This window comes from Mycoplasmopsis bovirhinis (assembly GCF_900660515.1).
Lineage (GTDB): Bacteria > Bacillota_I > Bacilli_A > Mycoplasmatales > Metamycoplasmataceae > Mycoplasmopsis > Mycoplasmopsis bovirhinis.
Genome location: NZ_LR214972.1, coordinates 78,732 through 98,272, shown reverse-complemented (window position 1 = coordinate 98,272; position 19,541 = coordinate 78,732). Strand labels below are relative to the sequence as shown.

Annotated in this window: 9 protein-coding genes; 1 reads left to right on the top strand and 8 read right to left on the bottom strand. The window is 24.3% G+C overall.

Annotation, left to right across the window (positions count from 1 at the left end):
* Positions 1-11 precede the first annotated feature (11 nt).
* Positions 12-10,121, top strand: coding sequence for an SGNH/GDSL hydrolase family protein (locus EXC44_RS00325; RefSeq protein ID WP_165001828.1), 10,110 nt, complete (start codon positions 12-14; stop codon positions 10,119-10,121).
* Between the two features lie 888 nt (positions 10,122-11,009).
* Here the strand turns inward: EXC44_RS00325 and EXC44_RS04035 are convergent.
* The 8 genes from EXC44_RS04035 to EXC44_RS00285 form a co-directional block, all read right to left on the bottom strand.
* Positions 11,010-11,144, bottom strand: a complete 135-nt coding sequence (locus EXC44_RS04035) for a hypothetical protein (protein WP_268811770.1) — start codon at positions 11,142-11,144, stop codon at positions 11,010-11,012.
* A 112-nt stretch (positions 11,145-11,256) separates the two neighbouring features.
* Positions 11,257-13,131: a hypothetical protein gene (locus tag EXC44_RS00315; protein ID WP_129620896.1), complete on the bottom strand. Its 1,875-nt coding sequence runs from the start codon at positions 13,129-13,131 to the stop codon at positions 11,257-11,259.
* 201 nt (positions 13,132-13,332) lie between these two features.
* Positions 13,333-14,106, bottom strand: coding sequence for a hypothetical protein (locus EXC44_RS00310; RefSeq protein WP_129620894.1), 774 nt, complete (start codon positions 14,104-14,106; stop codon positions 13,333-13,335).
* A gap of 3 nt (positions 14,107-14,109) precedes the next feature.
* Complete coding sequence (locus EXC44_RS00305) at positions 14,110-15,057, bottom strand: aromatic motif membrane protein (RefSeq protein ID WP_223213743.1); 948 nt, start codon at positions 15,055-15,057, stop codon at positions 14,110-14,112.
* Positions 15,050-15,919: an aromatic motif membrane protein gene (locus EXC44_RS00300; RefSeq protein ID WP_129620889.1), complete on the bottom strand. Its 870-nt coding sequence runs from the start codon at positions 15,917-15,919 to the stop codon at positions 15,050-15,052. The genes EXC44_RS00305 and EXC44_RS00300 overlap by 8 nt, the downstream gene beginning before the upstream one ends.
* A complete protein-coding gene (locus EXC44_RS00295; protein ID WP_129620887.1) occupies positions 15,909-16,931 on the bottom strand; it encodes an aromatic motif membrane protein in 1,023 nt (340 codons plus the stop codon). The genes EXC44_RS00300 and EXC44_RS00295 overlap by 11 nt, the downstream gene beginning before the upstream one ends.
* The gene (locus EXC44_RS00290) at positions 16,909-17,619 is read right to left on the bottom strand and encodes an ABC transporter ATP-binding protein (protein WP_129620885.1); all 711 of its coding nucleotides are present in this window, start codon (positions 17,617-17,619) and stop codon (positions 16,909-16,911) included. The genes EXC44_RS00295 and EXC44_RS00290 overlap by 23 nt, the downstream gene beginning before the upstream one ends.
* Complete coding sequence (locus EXC44_RS00285; RefSeq protein WP_129620883.1) at positions 17,619-19,508, bottom strand: ABC transporter permease; 1,890 nt, start codon at positions 19,506-19,508, stop codon at positions 17,619-17,621. The genes EXC44_RS00290 and EXC44_RS00285 overlap by 1 nt, the downstream gene beginning before the upstream one ends.
* Positions 19,509-19,541: the final 33 nt, after the last annotated feature.

Here is a 19,541-nt window from a genome sequence, read left to right as displayed (position 1 = left end):
TAATATATTATATGGCCTCAAAACTTAAAAAAGGTACAGAAACGGAAGATATTATGAAAAAGAAATTTAGAAAAAAAAGAAGTTTATTTATAACATTATTAGCACTGGGAATTAGTACTAGTGTTGTTACAGCGTGTCAAGCACCTGGTAGCTCAGAGCGTATTAGAGGTTCAGATCCTACTGATCCAAAAACCCCATCTCAAGAAGAACAAAAAGAAAAAGAGAAATTTGACTTTGTTACTACTGAACCTAAGAATGGAAATGCAAAACAAACAACTGATAATACAGTTGAAGTAAATGTACCACGTAAAGTATCTGATAACTTAATTCAATCAAATCAGAAAATTAGATATATTTCATTAGGAGATTCAATTAGTGCTGGATTTGATGGTACCTTACCTAAAGATTACAAAGGAGCTTTAGAAGTTAATAATTCAATTTCAGGTTTATCGTTTGCCTCATTTTTAGCAAGAATGTTAAATCAAAACAATCGTGTTGAATCATTTAACAACTATGCTATTAGTGGTTCAACTACTTTAGATTGAATGAGGTTTTTCAATTTTGAATTAGATAATCAAAAATTAAACACTAATAATAGTGTCATTTTTAAATCACTTATTGATAAAAAAGAAGCAATTATTGCAGAGCTAAAAAATGCTAACTTAATTACTTTTACTTTAGGAGCAAATGATTTCTTTGGATTATTATTTGAAAGTTTTAGTAATAGTGATACTTTAAATTTAGTTCAAAAGTTTTTTGAAAATAAACCTGTTTTAGGTGATGCGATCAAATTTGTTAATAAATTATTCCAAAAAGCGTTGCCAGAAATGAAAAAACGTTTAGTTGCTTTTTCAAGACAATTAAAAAAATTAGCACCAAATGCTAATATTAACATAATATCTTACCCAATGCCATTACAAATGCTTTTTAATGTTTTAAATCAGTACATTAATCAGAATTTACTTGGTAATTTAGTCAATATTAAAGTTTTTGATTTATTGCAAGAAATCATGAATGATTTACTCAAAGAAGTTGCTGATGCAGCAAAAATTAATTATGTTCATACTTATAATAATGAATTTTGAACAAAAAATGCCAAAGATCTTTCTGCTATCTTTTTTGACATTCACCCAGGTACTAAAGGGTATAAGAAAATTGCCTTAGATTTATATCTAAAAATTACTAAGCCATATTTAAATAAAAAATATTATGAGAATTATGATTTTAACCAAGAATATTTAAATCTTGATGCAAACACTGCTAGTTATCAAATTGCTGTTAACGTTGAAGATCAAATGATTCTTGGCAATAGTTCATATGAATATTTAAATAAAACTAGTGATTACGAATATGCCATTGATGTTTTAAGAACTCCGTTAAACTTTGTGCAACGTCTTAAAGAATTAGCTTATATTTTTGATTATTATATTAATGATGTTTTAGACTTTTTGACTAATAATTCTATTTACAATCAAATTGATCCTGATGGTCTTCTTAAAAAAATACTTTATAAAAAATCAAATAAAGGAAATACCCTTTTTGCTAGTTTAGCTTCTGATATTTTAGGATCAGATAAAATAGCTGAAATTTTAGCTAATATTCAATTACAAATTGATTTAGCAACTAAAGAGAAAAATTTAGATTTTGAAACCTTAAAAACAATTGTTTCAAATAACATTTTCTCCTTAAATAATTTATCTTATATTATTAGTTCAATTGCTAAAAGTGAATTAGTTACTAATAATAAAAATGAACTTTCAAAAGCTTTAAAAACAATTGTTAAAAATATTTTGAGTATATATAAAACTTCAATTAATAATTTATTAACTGAGCCTGTATATAACTTAGTAAAAGATTATAAAATTCAAAAAAATGATTTAAGTGATATTTTTGCTAATATCCTTAATTCAACTGAATTTAGTAATTTAATTGAAAAATTAATTGATATCTTTATTTATAGATCACAAGATTTTAGCAATCTTACTAATTTATCGCAATTTATAAATAGTTTTTTAGCAAATGAAGCCAATAACCAAGAATTATCAACTTTAATTAATAATAATTTTAAATATATTGTTCAAAACCCAGCTGTTCAAGACTTAGTTACTAACTTAATTTATAACTTGCTCGAGAATGCTAATTTAACTAAAAATATAACTAAAGACCATATTAAAAAAGCGACTATTGATGGGTTTGAACTTAGTCAAATTTTAAATACTGAATTTAAAATTGTTGATAATGTTTTATACCATATTTTAAATAATTTAGCCACTAAAGGACTTGGGAATATTACTCAAGTTGTGTCTCAAGCATTAAGTGATTCAGTTAAAACAATCTTTTTTGATAAAGATCCTGAAGCAAGTTTAGTTAAATTTATTAAGCATTTAGCAAGTTCAAAATTAATTACTAACCACCAAGAATTATTGTCACAACTTTTACATAATATATTAGATTCACAAAATATTAGTTCATTAAGTGAAATGTTAACTAATGTAATTCGTTCTGATGACAATATTAGCAGGTATTTAAACAAAGAAGACTTAAATAACTTACTTTCTTTTGTCTTAAATAGTAATGAAACAAAAGAATTATTATTAGCAGCAGTTGATTCTACAATTAAAAATTATGAAAGTTTTAAAAATGTTCAAAGTTTAAATGAAGTTGTTTTAAAAATAATTAGTAATTTTGATTTAGATAAAGCAAATCAAAATATAATTACTTTAATTAATTCAATTCGTAATTCAAGTCAATTTAAAAAGTTTTTAACTAGTTCATTAACTAATTATGTTGCTTCTTCTAACATTGCCTTAACAGCAAGTGATCATACTTTTATTAATACTTTTATTAATGATCTAAATCCTATTATAAATGAGATTAACTTACTTGAACCCTTAATTAACGCTTTCTTTAGTTACTTAAAAGAAATTAAAAATAATCCTGATATTTTAAATGCCTTAAAAGGCTTACCGAATAAACTTCTTAGTGTAGTGAAAGAAAGAATTGCTAACCCAATTGTTTTAGTTAAAAAACTTCTTAATAAAGACTATGTTAAAAATAATGCTGAATTTATTGGAACAATCGCTAAATTAGTTTATGTTGATTTAAATTCTAAAGGATTATTGGTTAACTTAGTTAATGATAACTTACCAAGTTTATTGACTAATTTAAATGTTGCAAAATATTTAGACCAAGAAGAAATCACTAAGTTATTTGTGGCGATTTTAAATAATAATGAAACTAAAAATATTATTTATAATGCAATTAAAATAGTAATTAAAGATCAAAGCTTAATTGATAAAGTTAATGATACTAATTCTTTAATTAATGCTTTATTAGTTAAAAGCGATGTTAAAGCATTAATTAAAACTAGTTTAAAAAACCTTACTAGCGAGATATTTCAAGAATTATCATTAAATAAAACCTTAGCTAAAACTTTAATCGAAATTTCCAAAGATACTTTTTATGCTATTGATACAAAATATGAGTCTTTAATTCATGCAATTATCCCAAGTGTTAAGCATGTTTTAAATCAAACCAATAAATATCAAGAATTCTTTAATTTAATTTTTAATAGTTTAAGTGAAGTTAATAATTTAGATCAAATTACAACTAACTTATTAGATAAATTTAAAGTTTTCTTTGATCTAAAAGATTTAAATCTTTATAAGATTATTTTAAGTTCACCAATTTTTAGCCAAAACAAAGATTTATTGAAAGAATTTTTAAAAGACTTCTTAACTAAAATAAAATCTCCTGAATTTCCAAAATTAATTGAAAGTTTATTACCTGAAAAACTACCTTACAATTTAATTAAAACAGAGCTAAATCAAACAATTTCATTAATTTATAATAATGAATCATTTCACAATGTTTTAAATAAAGCAATTGATTTATTATTTGATAAACTAGATGAATTAAAGCAAGCTAATTCAGTGGTTGGTGCTTTAAAAATTATTTTAAACAACCAAAGTAATTTAAGTGCTTTAGGTGAAGATATTAATAATTTTGTTAAAATTGTGCATCAAGATCCAGGAATTAAAAAAATAGTTCTTGGTTTACTTGATTCAATTTTAACAAATGAAGAATATAGTTGAATCTTAGAAAATGTACAAAATAAAGCGGAGTTTTTAAGCAATACTTATGATACTTTTATAAGTGAATTACAAAATTTAAATTTAATTAAGCATTTCTTTAGTGCATTAAATCAATTTGTCCAAGGTGATTTTAGTGATTTAAATACTTTATTAAGTTATTTCACAAATGAATTATTTAGTGAATTTAGTGGTAATAAACTTGAAACTAATATTCTTAGAATCATTAAAAATTTAAATCAAAATTATATCAACCAAAATAAAGTCGCTCTTTTACAAGTTTTTAAAAATATATATAACTATTTTGTAGCAGATAAAAATAAGCTTCAAAATTTATTTGAAGCATTCTTGCCTGCAAATGTAAAAGTTGGACTTGACAGTTATCTTAATTTAAGTGATTTAACGGACCTATTAAACATAGTTTTAAATGACTCACAATTTAAATCAAACTTGTTTGAACTAACTGAAAGTATTTTAAATAATAACAATGAATTAAGCAACATTGCTTCCTTAAATGATTTAGTTTTTAAAGTAATTAAAACTTTAGATAAAACTAAATTAAAAACTTTATTAGAAACTATCTTAAACAACATAAATACAGAGCCATGAGCTAATTCGATAGTTGAAGTTTTAAGTCAAGTAATTAAACATAAATATCCTCAAATTTATAAACAAGTTACTACAGAAGCTTTTCTTAAAAACTTAATTAAAGATTATTTTGAAATTGATAAATTCGCTACTTTAAATACTAAATTAATTGAATTTATAGTTAATTCTTTATCTGATGCTAATAACCAAAATTTAGCTGATATTATAAATAAACTAAGTATTAGTAATTTAGCTTCTAATCTTTTTGGTGATTTAACAAATAAAGTTGATCAAATTATTAGATACATTACAACTAATTCAAATGTAATTAAACAAAATAAAACTTACTTTTTTAAAGTAATTGAATTTTTTAGCTTAGAATTAATTAATAATTCGCAACTATTATTAGAACCAATTAATAATTTCTTAGTTGAAAATCAAATTCTGGATTCAACTAAGAAAATAACAGCTAATCAATTTAATAATTTAAAAAAATTTATTTTAGATATTATTTATTATAATTCAAATGTTTCGTTAATTCAAAAATTGCTAGATTTTAGTTACCAGCAACTTAAAAATATAACATCACTTGAATCATTAAAAACTACTTTAATTGATAATTTAACAAAAGCACTTAATTTAAGTGAATATGATTTTGTTAAAGCAATTATTAGCTCTGATTTCTTAACTAAAGAAAGAGAACTTGTTAAACATATAATTGAAAAATTAATTGCTAAATTTCTTATTAAAGATAATTTAAGCAATCTTTTGGCTAATGTTAATATTAGTATTTTTGGCGGCTTAGGTATTAATGATAATCTAAAAAATGCCTTCAGCGAACTTTTAGCAAAAGATGAATTTAAAAACATTTTAAAACTTTTTGTTAATACTACTTTAGATAATTTAGAATCATTGCAAAAAGCAACAAGTTACAATGATTTAGTTAAAGCTATTTTTAGTATTCCAAGTTTAAAAACTACATTGCAAGATCCACTCACTAAATTTATTAAAGACCTAGTTTTAAATGGTAAATTTAAAAATTGACTTAAAAAGTTTTTAACTTCTACTCTTAATAATCAAAGTTTTGAACAATATTTTAAAGGTATAACAAATAAAGAACGTATCGTTACCAATGTTATTGATGTTTATGAAATAATTGATAAACATTTAAATTTCAGTAGTTTAATTTTTAATACTATTTTTGATGCTCTGAAAAATTATGGCTATCAACTTGATTTTAGTTCACTTGGTAACATAATTTTAGGAGCACTCCAAAGTCAATTTGGTGATTCACAAACCAAAGAAACTAAAGTTATAACATTAATTAAAGAATTAGCAAATTCAAAATTATTTGCAGAAAATAAAGATGATTTAACTAAACTTTTAGCTAATATCATTGACATTTTAAATGCACAAGGAACATTTAATAATTTAATTGATTCCTTACCTGCAAGCACTAAAATAACACTTGAACAATTTATCCCAATTAATTCATTTAAACTTCTAGTTAACTATATTGCTTCAAACACTCATTTTAAATCAATCTTGCAAAATACAGTTTATAACTTTATTACTAAAATTAATGAATTTAAAGATGTAACTTCATATTTTGATGTTCTAAAAAAACTTTTAAGTTTAGTTAATGTTAGTCAACTTGAAACTGATGTTAATGGCTTAATCCAAGATTTATTAGTTAATTCAAGTGCAGTTAAAACAGTTATTAAAGACTTTTTAATTCGTACCTTAAGCACATATGGTGTGCAAGTTAATGACACTAGAATCAATAATTTAATTACTAATATTAGTAATAATTTAAATACTATTTTAAATACAACTGAGATTATTAAACCAATTATTGATAAATTCTTTGAAAAATTAAAAGTAGCAAGCAACCAAACATCGCTTGATAAAATGCTTGCTCAACTTAGCTCAATTAGTAATGATGTTACACTAATTATTCAACAAAAATTAACTAATAATCCAAAAGAATTTGTTGATAAACTTCTAAATCTAGATATTTTTAGAAATGATAAAGAGACTTTAGCAAAGATCCTTTCACAATTATTAATTGGTTTAAAAAATAAAAATGTTATTCAAGAAATTGCTTTTAAAACAATTGATGCTCTAGATCAAAATAGCTCAATTTTAACTATTGTTGATAAAACAAGTTTAAAATTAATTGCTGAAATTGTTTTAAACAATAATACTTTAAATAATGCAGTAACTGCTATTGTTCCTGAACTTATTAATGATACTTCTTGGTTATCTCATACTAATAATTATTATGATTTAATTAAAAACTTACTTGCTAAACCAAATATCAAAAATGCTTTAACAACCCTTTTAACTAATTTTATTAATTCATTGCAAAATAACCCTAAATCTACGGAACTAGTTTTAAGATTAATTGATAATTTAGCAAGAAACTTTAAAATTAGTTTAAATGGTATTAATAAAGCTAATTTAGTTACAAGTTTACTTAATAATCTTGGTAACTATTTAAAAGATATTAATATCTTGCCTAACTTATTTACTAAAGTTTTTGAGTTTATTACTACTTCAAATAATATTGAAGCTGTAACTCAAAAAACAACTGATTGATTATTTAGCGAGCTTAATTTAAGTTCTTACAACATTTATAAAAAATTCTTTATTCATTTTGAGTCTTTAACACAAAACTTAAATGATTTAAAATTAATTTTTAATAATGTTTATAGCCAAGTAAGTCAAAATAATGAATTAATTAAAGATTTATCTAATTCATTAACTCAAGGAAGTTTATTGAGCAAATACAACCTCCAAACTAATGATTTAGAAAGCATTTTAAAATTAATTCTACAAGATTCTCAAATCTCAATTAAAGTCAAAAGTTTATTTAGTTTGCTTTTAAATAATTGAAATAGTTTTAAAACTGCTAGTGATTTTTGAGATTTATTTAATAAATTATTAAACCAAGCTAGTGTTTCATCTAATACAATTGATTTAATTAAATTAGTAATTAATAAACTTTTATCAAGTGATAATTTCCAAAATGTCGTTGCAAAAGTAATCACAACAGAAATTAATGCAACTAAATATCGTGATATTTTTAAACAAGTTTCAAATCCTGAAACCTTTGTTAAAAATTCATTCCCAATTGCAACAATTATTAATAATACTTTAAAAATTTCTGATAATTTAGCTACAGATTTAATTAATGAGCTCAAGGTTTCAAAAACTTCACTTAGTTTTGAAAATATCTTAAATAGTCTATTAAAAACTGTTTCAAACTTTGTTCAGCGAAATGATTTTGATAGTCAAGCTGCTAAAATCTTTAGAGATATTTTAAATAATTCAGCATTTGAATTAAGTAAACTAGATTTAATTAAAGTTATTGAAAATGCCACTTTATTATTAATTAAAGAAGTTAAAATTGGGGAATTAACTTGAAGTATGCTTCCTGAATCTTCAACAACATTTATTACCCGTAATTTAATTGAAAAAAATCAATTTAGTGCTATTATTGATGATATTTTAGATCCTAAAGCTATTAAAGATTTAGTAAGTGAAATTTTCATTTACATTGTAAATAATAAATCACAGTTTACCAATGTTACTAGCTTAGTGCAAATTTTTAAAGTATACTTTGCTAGTGAGCAAAATAAACAATCATTCCAAACTCGAATTATTGAAATTCTTAAAAATGGATTTAAAAAGCCTAATGCACAAAAAGCTATTATTGAGATCTTTGATAAAGCAATTAAATTTTTAAATATCAGGGCTACAAATAATACTAATACTTTAAAATTAAATCTTAGCAAAGGTTTTGGAGACTTTTTAGCTCGCCAAGAACTCTTCCAAAATGCTTTAAGAAGTATCTTTAACACTATTTCAAGATCCAATAATTTAAAACAAATTCCAAGCATTGTTGCAAGTGAACTTAGTTCTAATTTAAAATTAACAGATTTTAGTACTGTTAAAAAATTATTAAATGATCAGTTAATTCAAACTAATTCAAGGTTGATTATTGAATTTTTCACTGATGCAATTAATAATTTTATTAATGATAAAAATAAAATTAGAGCTGTAATTGATGAACTTGGCTTAGCTAATTTAATTGTAAGTAATTACCCTGAAATAGATATTAATTTAGTTAAAGATATGTTAATGCTTGCTGTTAATAATCCAGATTTACGTCAAGCATTAAATACTTCAATTAGTGATTTTATTACTAGAATTAATGAATACCAAAAAAATAATAGTTGATTAACAGCTCTTAATACTTTACTTCGCACAAATGAGGCAACATCAACTAAGTTAAAAGATAATTTTTATAATTGAATTAAAACAACTCTTAAAAATCCTGATGCAAGATTAACTCAAGGAATAGCTCAAGTATTAATTTCTAAATTTAGAGATTCACAAATCATGCTTAATTTTACTGGTTCAGATGTAACTATGGTTAATACTATGGTTAATAACTTCTTTAAGTTCTTAGCTGATCGAAATGAATTAAAAGCTATGATTGATAAAATTTATGAGCGAATTAAGACGATTGATTTTTCTCAAGTTAAACGAGATGATCCCTCACTTATTATCCGTGCAATTACAGATGGAGCATTCCACTTTATTTTAACAAATGATTATAAGAGTATTCAATTAAGTAAAATCTTTAATAACGTTAATTTCTTTAAAGCTATGATTGATAGTTTAGGTGATTCAGATTATGTAATGTTTATTAATAGATTATTTAGTGCAAGTAGTAGAAGCGCAATGACTGGTATTTATTCAATGGTTTATAATACTTTCTTGAAAAAACCTGCTTCTGGTGGTAGCTCAGGCGGAGGTGGAGCTACACCAGCTCCAAGCCCTAGTCCAAGTCCTTCTCCTGAGCCGCCTGTAAGCGCTGATGAAGGATATGGTTTATACCAAGATATTAGTATTTTAAGTGTTCGTCACCGTATTGCTGATATTTTAAAAATAATTTATCGACCAATTTTTAGGCAAATGGTTTTAAAAGTATCAAATAATATTTATAATGTTAATAATCCTAAAGCAAATGATGAATATCATGCAGCTTATAGACTTACAACTTTATTACTTTGATTCTTAAAAGATAAAGCTAATTTAGGTGGTTCATTCTGAAATATCGGACTTGATGGAGTACAAGCTGTAGTTTGATCATTAGAATATGCCTTTAATGATGCAGTTAGCCATTATCGTGAAAGATATAACAAATTAACCATGAAACAAAAAAATGCAATTGGTGGAAATTGAAATGGTTATAATACTGATTTTATAATTGGTAATCGTAGTGCATTTACTAAATATAGTAATTATTGATCAGACCAACTTTTAGCCTATATTTATTACCGCGAAAATAATATTGACCGTTATTCAGCCAGAACAATGACTGATGTCTTGCTTGATTCGTTAAGAGATGGATACTTAGTTAAACGTTAAAATTAAAAATATTTGGATAAAAACATAGCAAAATTTGCCATAGTTAAATAATCCAAATATTTTTTTATTTAAATTTTAACTGGTAGTTAGAATCTTTTATTCGATAATTTATTTATTATAAATACTATTTAATAAATCATATTAAACAATGATCAAACATAAATATTGAAAACTTATTTTATACTATATATTTAACAACTGCTAACCTTAATCTGCTTATCATAAGTTTACGTAATAATCTAGTAAATAAACCATATTACTCACAATCTAAAACATAAAATGAACTTAGAGCAATTTGAAAGATTTCCACATATGCTTTTAAGTGTATTAAAAAGGCTTTGAAAAATTAATTCTTTTTCTTTCAATGAATATAAATCATATTATGTTCTTTATGAAAGCTTTAAAAACTAAATTATGAAGAATTTACAAAACTTGAAACTTTAACTGAAGAACTAAAGACCACAACTAATCTAGAATAACAAATCTAAAAATTCCAAAACTGGCTTCATTACCTAGTAAAATTATTTAAGCATAAAAATGAATTTAATTGTAAATAAAATAAACTAATTAAGTAAACAAAGCATTTTAGCCCTAAAAGATTAATATACCTCCCTAAAGAACGTTTATTTATATCTATTTTATATTTTTGAGATATATAAACCTTAGTTTTAACCTTCCGTATCTTGACTTTGTTTCTGCAAATGATTTTTCAATTACATCACTATATTTAGAGTTTTTGTACAGTTTTAATTTTTTTGAATTTTAAAAATTGTTTGCCTAGAAATGGCAATAACTTTTGAAAGTTTAATATAACTTATGTAAAGTTTTTAGATTCAATAACTTTCTTACTTTTAGGTAATTCGTTGGTAATTTCATAATATCTTTTGGTTATTTGCAACAAATCATCTGAATGTTTTTTTCTGGTGATACTTGGTAAATAGTCAAAAAAGCACCTGGTAAACCTCATTTTTGGTATTCTTCATATATTTTTACAAATTCTTCTTTCTTTAAATGTCTTTTCATATTTTCTTTTCAATTTTTTTTCTTTGGTACCAATGAATGACAACAAAAAAAGTTAACATTTTCATGTTAACTTTTCTGTCTAGTTTTCTTTTTAATTAAAATACTTAGTTTTTTAATTACTGTCCATTACAACATTATCACTAGTAAGAGTAAATTTATAATTCTTATTTAATAAATTATAATTAGATTCTTTTATATCAAAAAGGTTAGTTAATGTGTATGTTCCATCTTCCCAAGGGTAACCTGGAAAAATTTGGAAAGTTACTTTACCATTACTTTCAGATAATTTTCTCGTTTTTAAATTTGAACCATTTGTAGTATCATCAGCTTCCAAATTTCCTTTATTTAATATGTATTTAAAATCCTTATCTTTAATTTTTTCATAAAGATCTTTAGATGAAGTTACATTGAAGATTATATATCTTTTATTTGTATCTTTTATTACTGTGAGTGATTCAAATTTAAGTTGTGTGTCAACTAATTTTTGTTCAGCTTCTTTTGTTGTTTGAGTAGATTTATTTTTTTCTTGATTATTAGCACTAGCATCTTCGCTTGTTGTTTGAGCTACTTGTTCAGTACTATTACTTTTTGAATTATCTAAGTTGCTAGCTGTTCCAGATTGATCTGGAGCATCTGCTTGGGTTGATGAACCAGATTCAGTATTAGCATCACTTTGAGTATTTTCCTTGTTTTGAGTTACTTGTGTATTTCCATCAGTATTTCCTCCTGATGTTCCTCCATTATTTTGGGTATTGTTTGCATCAGGATTTTGAGTTTCAGTACTTTTGTTCTCTTCTTCTTTTGGTTGCTCTGTTGAAGGAGTAGTTGTAGTTCCTGGCTGACTTGAGCTACCTTGTTGGTTTGTGCTGTCATTTGAAGGAGTAGTTCCTTTAGGAACCTGAGTTTCTTGGTTATTTTGCGTATCTTGAGAAGGCGCTGCAGGCTTAGCAGCAGGAATAGTTAATGAATCATAGTATTCTTTATTATCATATTTATATTTGATTTTTAACACTCTAGTTTCAGTATTAAATTCTGCTATAAATCTTTTCTTTTGATTATTAACTGTTCCTTCAAGTTTTGCTACTTCAAAAGTTTCTTTTAGTTTTAAAAGAGCTGTCTCAGGTTTACCACCTGATCCTTGGATTGAAAGGTATACTTGTTGGTTTGTTTCATTATTAGGACCATAAATTTGCATTTGTTTTAATCTTTGGTCATTCTTTTGTGCATCTTTTGCTAAATATTCTTTTAATAATTTATCAAATCTAGCTCCTAAGTCATCAGCTTCACTAAATTCAAATAAATTTAATGTCACAGGATTTGCTGGATCACCACCAAATTGATCAGTACCACCAAAGTTAGGTCCTGTGTTTCTTTGTGGTTGCTCAGCTTCACCAGTTCCTTGATTATTTTGAGTTTGCTCTTTTAGATCAGCAATTTTTGCAACTAGTTGATTTAATAATGTTTTTTCACTAGTTAATTTATCTTTAACATTTTGTTCAAGATTATTAAATGCATTTAAAGCATTATTAACATTAGTTTCATCCTCTAATGCAAGAGTATCTACTGTTTTAGCTAAAACAGTAGCATGAGTATTTTTAAAATTATTAGCTGCTGCTTCAGTTTGATCAGGAGCAGGTGCTGGAGCTGGTTTGTTTTGTGCTTGTTTAAGCTCCAAAATCTTAGCATTTAAATTATCTAATAAGGTTTTTTGGCTTGTTAAATTATTTTTAACAGCTTGCTGTAATGAGTTATAGGCATTTAAAGCAGCTGTAACCTTAGCTTCATCAGGTAAAGTTATATTACTTATAGTTTTATTTAAAACTTCGGAGTGAGTTGTTTTAAAACTATTTGCAGCTGTAACATTAGGATCAGGTTGAGGCGTAGGCTCAGGATCTTTTGGTTTTTGCTGTGAAGTACAACTTACAGCCCCTAAGGTTGTAATTGTTAAAATATTTGTTGTTATAAGTGTAAATTTACGTAATTTCATTATTTTTACCTCCATAATGAATTGTTGTATATATTTATGTAATTAAATTTAAAATAAATAAATTTATGTTTTCATACTAATTATATATATATATATATATTGGAAGTAAAAAGTTATGAAACTTGTAGTATTAAGAATTATATTTAAATTAATTTTTTAGTTTCATACAAAAATACTCAGCAAAGCTGAGTATTTATCATTTTATTTTTTAGCTAAATAAACGTATGCTGGGTATCCAATTTCTTTAGTGGTTCGGTCAATAATTGCCCCTAAGGTTTCGGTAAAATTATCTGGATGCACATTTAAAACTTCTTTTACTACTTCTAACCTACTTGCATCAATGGCACCCGAATATGCGCCTGGTTCATTGATAAAGTATAAAAATTGAGGTAAAATCTTTACTTTTGTACCTTCTTTTTCAATTTGCATAATGACTCTACCAAAAGAGACATAAATTCTAGTATTATTAGTTATATTAGAAGTAAAAGCATCAGAAATATCACTGAAAGATTTAAAGCCAATAATTTTATCAACTTGTTTAATATGACTATGAGGGATTGATTCATTATCAATTTTAATTAATCCAATGCTATGTTTATATAAATCAGAATATTTAGCATTTTCTTTTTCTTTGTACATAAATCATTTAGTAGTTGGATATTTATAGTAAGCAAAATAATCTAAGTTTGAAATAAACAATGCTCAATTTTCATTAATAACATTACTTAGTTTTGTTTCGTATGATGGATCGGTATATAAAATGCTGTTAAATTTAGTTAAAAAATCATTTCATTTTAAATTAGGATTATTAATTGAAGCATTAATATCACTAATTCCTAATTTAGCTGTTATATTAATAACATTTTTGCTAGTTAATATATTTTGATTACGATCTTGATCATTATTATTATTTGATGAGCAAGAAATAGTTAAAGATAATGGTAAAATACTTGAAATTAAGAGTCATTTTTTCATGGGTTATCCTTTAATACTTATTAGTATGTAACGAAATTCTTTAGTTCCATATTCATCGGCAAATAAAGTTTTATTAATATCACTAAAACTATAATTTTCATCATCTCATTCAGCAGCTACTTCGACGTATTTTTTTAAATCAAAATCGTGTAATTTATCTTTACTTAAAATTAATTTTGGATATGAATATAAGTAGCTATGTAATGATGGGGGTGATGTTCGCGAGATTGAATTATTTGCTTCATCACCGCTTATATCAAAATGCATAATTCTTCCATCTTTAGTTAATAAATAAATTCTAATTTCGTATGGTTTTTGGATTTGGTTTGTTTCCGGATTAATAATTTCTTCAGAATAATATTTTTGTACTACAAAATCAATGATTTGATTATCAGCTGGCGAATAAAAAGCATCATAAATTAAATTGTTTGTTTCAATTTCATCAATTAAATCATTCGAAGTTTCATCAGAAGCTTGTAATTCAGTATATTGTAAGAAGACAAATTTATCTAAATGATATAAGAAAAATAACCAATTTTTAGTATATAAATCAACAATTGCATTATTACCACTTAAAGCAGCATAATGTGCCTGATTGCTTTGAAACTTTTCTTCTTCTTTATTAAAATATGGATAGATAATATTGTTTGAATATCTAATTTTGGTTTTTAATTCTTGAAAATAAGCTTGACCAAGATTTTTCTGACTTTGAATATATTCATCTTGTTTGTTTGTGTTATTTTTATAAATTGATTTTAAGATAGTTTGAATATAATTTCTTTTAATAAAATTATCTCAGTTTTGGTCTACTTGGCTTTGACTAGTAATTTTAATTGATTCTAAAGTTTGAAAGTTTTTAGATTCATTATTTGCAGCACAACTTGAAATAAATAAAGTAAGAGCAAACATAATAGGAATTAAAGCAAAATATTTTCTAAGTTTTTTAAACACTTTTATCCTTTCAAGTTGCAAAAACAAAACTTGGTGAACCATACTTTTGTTTTTGAACCATTTCTACTTCAAATTCTTCTTTGCCACGCTCATATCCATGGATAAATAATTGGTGCACAACATTTGAAATTAAAGAAGGAGAAATTGTATTAGCTTTAGATTCACTAAAATACCAATTAATTGGTCTAAGTTGCACAATTGGCTGGGTGTTTTGGGCTCTTAAGTTATTTATTACAATACGAAAAATAAGCTTATTTTTTCTTACATAATAAACAACAACATCGCCAAGTTCAGTAGATTCAACTCCTTCTCTAATTCCATCTAAGTAAGAATTCTCAAATTCTCAACTCTTACGTTGTTTGCTATTTTTTAATTGGTTAGTTTTAGTTACCATTAAATCTTGGTATTCTTGACTTGTTGCATAGTTTTTAGCTAAATCAACAGTAACAAATTCAATAAAGTTAAAATCAAATTTATCTAAATTATTTAAGATAAAATACCAATTTTGACTATAAAAATCATTTAGTGATTGAGCAAATGATTTTTTATCATCTGCTAATTTAAAATTTTCACTAATAGTTTTATAACTTGCTACTAAATTATCATAATTAGTTTTGCTGGTTTGTAAATTAATATATTCTTGAATTTTTAAACTATCAGAACGAAAGGCATTATTTAATAAAGTATTTAAAATGCTTTTGTGAGTTTTAAGTTTATTATCATCAGAAACTGAAACTATTGCATCAGAACTATCAATTAGTTTGTTTAATTCATTTTGTTTTGAATAATCAACGCAAGAAGTGGTAATTATTGGCAAGGCAATAACGCAAGGTAAACTAACTTTTAAAAACTTATTTTTCATCAATAAACCCCCAAGTATAACGTTGCATTTTGTTAGTTGTTTGGTTTTTATTAAATGCTTCATTAGCATAATAAAAAGCATTAGAATAATTATTTTTATGATAGTGATTTAAAAAATATTGATCACTAAATTGGCTCAAAATTGTATTTTGATTAATTTGCTCATTTTCATCTTTAGTTTTGTTGTAATACTCTATTTCTTTATTTGGATAATATTGCATTCCTTGAATAATGTATGAAGCTAATTTTGAATATAAATTAGCTCAATTAGATTCATCATTATCAAAGGTAAAAATTTCCCCTGTCAATAAAATTTCTTTTTCTAGAGCTTCTTTTGTTTTAGTGTACAAAAAAAAGGGAATTAAGATATTTTTATTTTCTTGGTTTTTTAACCTTAAAAAAGTAATTTTATGGTTAAAAAATTGGTTAGTAGGATTTAATCATAAATTATATTCATTACTAAATTCAACTATTTTATAACCAAAAAAAGATTTGCTTAAAGTTTTTTCTTTAGCATAATGTTGTTCAAAACTTAGTTGATTTTCTTTATACTGATTTTGATATTGTGCACGATGTTCTTTAAAATTAGGCATTCAATTATTAAAAACAAAGGTAAATTTATCTAAATTCTGTAAATATCAATATCAACGTTGTTGCAAGGTTTGACTAATAATTTTTACTGAATTAAGAGCTGTTTTTAATTTTCACCTTTCAGCTATTTCTTCAATTTTAGGAATAAATAAAGGTGAAAAAGTTAAAGCCATGTTAACTTCTTGTTTAAATTTTTGCTCTACTCTTAATTGTTCATTAAAAAAACTTTTTAATTTACTTTGATCACCTTGAAAAAGATTATCTTTAACAAAATTTTGAATTAATGGTTTAACTTCATAATCTTCTTGAACTAAATCTTTATAAGGCGATTCTTGCAGAGATTTAGTTTGATTACAAGAAACTAATAAAGGCAAGGTTGCAAAACTTAAATAAAATAATTTAAGCTTTAATAACTTTGTCATAAAAAATGTTTTCTAAAGATGTGTATCTTTGACCTGAATAAACAATTTTGCCTTTATGAATTAAAGTTAATGAATCAACAAATTTATCTATTTCGCTTAAAATATGTGAACTAATAAAAATTGTAATTCCTTTTTGGTGTAAGTTTTTAAGTAAGCTAAAAAGTTGATAGCGAGCAGTTGGATCTAAGTTAGCTGCTGGCTCATCCAAAATAATAATTTGAGGATTATTTAATAAAGCTTGAATTAATAAAACCTTCTTTTTTTGTCCGCTTGAAAAATTAAATGGTTTTTTGAATTTTAAAGCACTAATTTCAAATTCTTCTAAATATGAATCTATTTTTGAAATTAGCTCTGATTTTTCAATTCCATTAAGTTGTCCTAAATAAGTTAAATATTCTACTACAGTTAATTCTTTAGGGAAAATAGCATTTTCAGGAATATAACCAAGAGCAAGCCGGCTTTTATGATCTTTAATGTTGATTTGGTTAATATATACTTCACCAGTATAGTTCATATAAGCTCCAATTATGGTTTTAATCGTGGTTGTTTTACCTGCACCATTTTCACCAATAAAAGCATGAAACGACCCTTTTTTGACATTAAAATTTAGTTCAAAAATTCCCGTTTGCTCATGTTTATTAGAGTAAATTTTACTTAGGTTTTTCACTTCTAAAATATCTCTTTCCATTATTTATAATCCTTTTTAAAGTATAAAGTGTTATTTAAACTAACAAATAACGCAATTAAAGCAATTCAAATTAAAAAGTAATAGTTTTTATTAACAGTTTGAATATTATTTCTAGTTACTTGTCATATTTCTTGTACAGGTTGAAATACATAGTTATTTGAAGGTTCAATTTCATAACGTATTACAACTTTACGTTGTTTATTTTCATCTTCTTCAATTTGTTGTTTAGCAACATAGTTGCTAAATCCTCCAAGGTTATACCTAAAGCCTTCAATATCTAAATTAATTGAATGAGGATCAAAGTTATTAGTTGAAGTATTAAATAAAATAGCATCTGCAATATAAGTATGGTTATAAGTAAAATATAAATAGTATATAAGTCCTAAAGCAATGTATATTTTTTTCTCAATAATTGTTTTAATATTACGATTTTCTAAAGAATCTTTATTTAAAACAACAGAACTAACATCATGAATTTTTAAAAGTTCTCATTCTGAATCAGTTTTTAAATATTTAGAAATTAAACGAAAAATAATGCCTTTAACTTCATGAACATTATCTAAAGAAGCTTCTTTTAATTCATTACTTAATTCTTGGATTAGTATTTTTGAATAATATTGGAAAATTTTATTTTCCAATAATTCTTTTAAATAGTTTCATTTAATTTCACCAACTAAATTATCTGAAGCGGAGTAAATAAATTTATCTTCTGGAAATTTTTGTGCAAAACTTTCAGCTCCTTCGCGTGCATAAATTAAGTTAGTATTAACTAAATTTTCAATTTGGCTATAAGTTTTTAAAGCTCCAGGAACTAAATAAACATCTTTATGAGTTCTTGATTCAATAATATCATCACCAGCTTCATTTTTTAAATAATTACCATTAGCATCTTGTTTTTTAATAATTTGATCAGTAATTGGATAAAGTTTTAAATTAACATTTTTATTTAAATCATAATTATAAGTATAAGTATCTTGATTTTTATAAAAAATATATTTACTTAAATTATTACTTGAAGTTTCTAAGAAAGTTTCAGCAATATTTTTATTTTGTAAATTAAAAAAATCAACAAATTGGTATGGTAATGATAAATATGAATAAATTTGTCATTCTAATGCTGAATTCTTAGAATAATTATATGCTTCTTGTAAATATTTAACTTGATCTTTGCGCAAGGTAAATTTATCATTACCATTTGCAATGATATAAAAAGTGTCTTTCTGGTTATTTAAATAAAATTTTTCCAAATTTGGTAAATTACCAGAAGGATTGTTTTGATATTGAGCATTTAAATAATAAGCAATATTATTACTTGTTGAGGTACTTTTAGTTGAAATAATAGTTCCACCAACTACTAAAGGACTAAATAAGACTAAAGGTATAGTTATTGCAACTTTAGCATTAACTTTATAAGCAATTAAAGAGCTAATATTTCCAAATAAAATATAACCAAATGAAAAAATTGGAATTGATAAAAAACCTAATGCTACAATATTTTGATCTTTTAATGCTCCTAAGATCATAAAATTTGAAATTGCTAAAATAATTGATCAATAAAAAGCAAATAAAAAGTTTGTTACTGTTTTACCTCAAATAATACTTTTTCTTGAAATTGCTTTAGATAAAGTTAAAAGTTCAATTCCTTCATCTTCTAAATCTTTAAAGATATTAATTGATTTAATTGAAGAGAATAATAAAGTTAATAATAATTCAATAAAGATAATAATGTAAAAAATTAAAGCTTTTACATTATTATTTAATTCAAAAGAAACAACTGAAACTAAAAAAATTAATGAGATTGTTAATCAAATTAACGGAATAATTAAAGTGTTTTTCTTTTTTAAAGTTATTTTATGTATAAATGAAATATATTTATAAAAAGTATTCATTGCGTCCTTTCTATATTACTGTATAGTAATATT